Raw genomic sequence first — 2,725 nt, forward strand, 5'->3', positions numbered from 1 at the left:
GATTGGCTCCAAAACAAAACCGCCTCAAGGATCGAAATAATTTCCTGCGTAAATTATTTCGCCCAGCAAGCTGGTGCCTTCGGCATCCCTGACCCGGCTTCATTTTTAAGCGGGGTACTCGGACATCAACCAAAAATCAGCATGTCACGAAAGGACGCAAAATGGCACAGAAGAATCACAACCCGATCTACATCAACGAAGACAAAAAAGATGAGCCATGCCCCATCTGCGGAGGTCGGGCAGAATGGACTACCCAGAATTACTACGACGTGCAAGCAGGCGACTCTGGCGAAATCGAAGACTTCACCTGCCTAGAAGATGAGTGCGACATCTGATCTGAAATCTGGCGGCTGCCCCCATGCGGGCGGTCGCCATTTCTATTTTGCTGTCGAGCCCTAAGATTTCCGAACTGTTGGAAGAACGCCCCTTTGGGTCGTGGCGCAGTCGCGCTGTGTTGCGCTTGTTATCCGCCGCCGAGGCCGAGCGAGTACGGATGTAATAATGCCGTGATCCGGGACTTCACTTTGTCAGCCTGAAGTCTCAGGCTTTCCTCCGTTTCTTCCCGTCTCCCGGCATTATTACATCCAGTCGCTCGTCTGAACTTCGTCCCTGTTTCCGGACAGTATGATTATTGACCCTATGCGGCCATTTTCCAAGTCATATTTTCAAAAGCCTGTTTTGGTGTTTTGTAGTTGATGCCTGAATGGCGTCTCTGGCGATTGTAGAAGACCTCGATGTATTCGAAGATTGCGGCTTTGGCTTGCGCGCGTGTTTTGAACCGTTGACGGTGAACCAATTCCTTTTTCAGTGATGCAAAGAAGCTTTCCATGGGGGCATTGTCCAGGCACTCGCCTTTACGGCTCATAGATTGCGTCAGCCCTGCATTTTTGATCAGTTTGCGATATTCTATGCCCGCATACTGGCTTCCCCTGTCGGAGTGGTGGACAAGACCGGGAACGGGGCCTCTGCGACCCAGGGCCATCGTCAGGGCATCACAGCAAAGCTCGGCCCGCATGTGATCCTCCATCGCCCAGCCAACGATTTCTCGCGAGGCCATGTCTTTCACGCCGGCGAGATAGAGCCATCCTTCATCTGTATCTATATAGGTGATGTCGGCCAACCAAACAGTATTGGGAGTGAGGCAATGAAACTCCTGTTCCAGAAGATTTGGCGAAGGGCTCATCTTATGATTGCTGTCTGTTGTCACTGGCTTGCGTTTCTTGTTCAGGCGTGGGGATACCTTATTTTCCTTCATGATACGGGCTACTCGCCGCTCAGAAACTACCTCGCCGTCAGCCCGGAGATCCTGATGGATCCGCTTTGACCCATAGCATTTCCTGCTGGCTTTGAAGAAGGTCCTGATCTTGGGCAGCAGTTCCAAATCCCGGTCGTCTCGGTCTGCATTGCGCTGATCCCTCGCGAGTTGGCTGGCCCGGAAGCCATAAAACCAGCCCCGGGAAATTTTCAGAGTTTTGCAAAGTGTAGAAACCGCGTATTGAGCTTTTTGGGCAGTGACGAAAGCACGCTTATTCGTCATGGTTTCACCGCCCGCGTCGCGAAAAAAGCCGACGCTTTGTGCAAAATTTCCACCTCCTGCGCCAGGCGTTTGTTTTCTTTGCGCAGTCGCTCAAGCTCCGTAGCATCGGCTTTCTGCCGCCGCTTGGCCTCTGCAGACCCAAAGGCTTCTATCTCAAGACGCCAGGTCTTCAACTGAGTGCCCGTGATCCCAAGTTCCCGGGCAACGCTGCCCTGCGTCGCGCCAGGCTCATAAAGCCGGTCAACGGCAGCGGCCTTGAAATCATCCGTGTATGTTTTTCGTTGTTGTCCCATGTGATGCTCCTATCGTGGACAGGGGTAAAGTACCCCAGTGTCCGGGAAAAGGGACGAACTTCAATGCGCTGTTGGTGCCGAATTGGAACGCCTGGGTGTCAATTTCACCGCACATGTGGTTGGCTTTGACGTCACCGACCCAGACGCGCGAGCACAGTTGCAATGTCTGGCGGATAATACCGGCGGGCAGTATTTTGATGCGGGCGATGCCAATGGCTTGGGGGATGCTTTACGCAACATCACCGCGCCGGTTGTCCCGGTGGAAGAGGCCAGCAACGGTGTGTTTTCGCTGAAAGTGCAAATTGTTACGACGGAAGGGACAACACGCCCGGCGCAGCTAACCTATCGCGCAACCAACACAGAAACGGGCGAGATCATCGTCATCGGGTCACGCAAAGATGCTGCTGAGATCCTGACAGCCCTCCCTGCGGAATTGCCAGATGGTGTCTGGATGATCGAAGCAATTTCTGCAGAGGGCCATGGCAGTCTGGAAGTGAGCTCTGCGAATGACGGCGAAACGGTTTCTGTGCCTTTCTCAGCCCATGCGGTCGGGTTCACCATGCCCAACAACGGGCCTTATGCGATGGGCACTGAGAATGTCTTTTATCTAAACGCCACCGCAGCGCTTCAGCCAAACGCGCAATATACGGTTGCATTATTTGACCCGCGGACTGAGGAACGTCTTGATTGGGAAACCCGTTTCGGCAGTGATCCCATCGGTGTCACGCCACATTGGCTGGCCGCGCCTGAACAGGCAGGCACATATGAAATTCGTGTGCAGAAAGGCTATGACGCACCGATTGCCGTGTTCCCGGTGGAATTTACTGAGGCGCCGCAGGTCGGTTGGACGGGCGCGCGTATTGGTGCGCCTGGTGGTCAGTTGCCCGTTTCGGTC

General features: G+C 54.1%; 3 protein-coding genes and 1 pseudogene. 2 read left to right on the top strand and 2 right to left on the bottom strand.

Annotated features, from left to right (window positions below; all coding sequences use genetic code 11):
• The first annotated feature begins 161 nt into the window (after positions 1-161).
• Entirely contained in the window at positions 162-335 is a 174-nt protein-coding gene (locus ACPGUT_RS15910) for a hypothetical protein (protein WP_423993078.1), read from the top strand.
• Positions 336-637: 302 nt separating this feature from the next.
• On the opposite strand, the gene ACPGUT_RS15915 is transcribed toward ACPGUT_RS15910, so the two are convergent.
• Both ACPGUT_RS15915 and ACPGUT_RS15920 read right to left on the bottom strand, forming a co-directional pair.
• Complete coding sequence (locus tag ACPGUT_RS15915; RefSeq protein ID WP_423993080.1) at positions 638-1,537, bottom strand: IS3 family transposase; 900 nt, start codon at positions 1,535-1,537, stop codon at positions 638-640.
• Positions 1,534-1,830, bottom strand: a complete 297-nt coding sequence (locus ACPGUT_RS15920) for a transposase (RefSeq protein ID WP_423993082.1) — start codon at positions 1,828-1,830, stop codon at positions 1,534-1,536. Before ACPGUT_RS15920 ends, ACPGUT_RS15915 begins: the two co-directional genes overlap by 4 nt.
• A 37-nt stretch (positions 1,831-1,867) precedes the next feature.
• Between ACPGUT_RS15920 and ACPGUT_RS15925 the strand changes: the two are divergent.
• Positions 1,868-2,725 (top strand): annotated as a pseudogene (locus ACPGUT_RS15925) (hypothetical protein); the annotation flags it as partial.

This window comes from Halocynthiibacter sp. (assembly GCF_049608145.1).
Lineage (GTDB): Bacteria > Pseudomonadota > Alphaproteobacteria > Rhodobacterales > Rhodobacteraceae > Halocynthiibacter.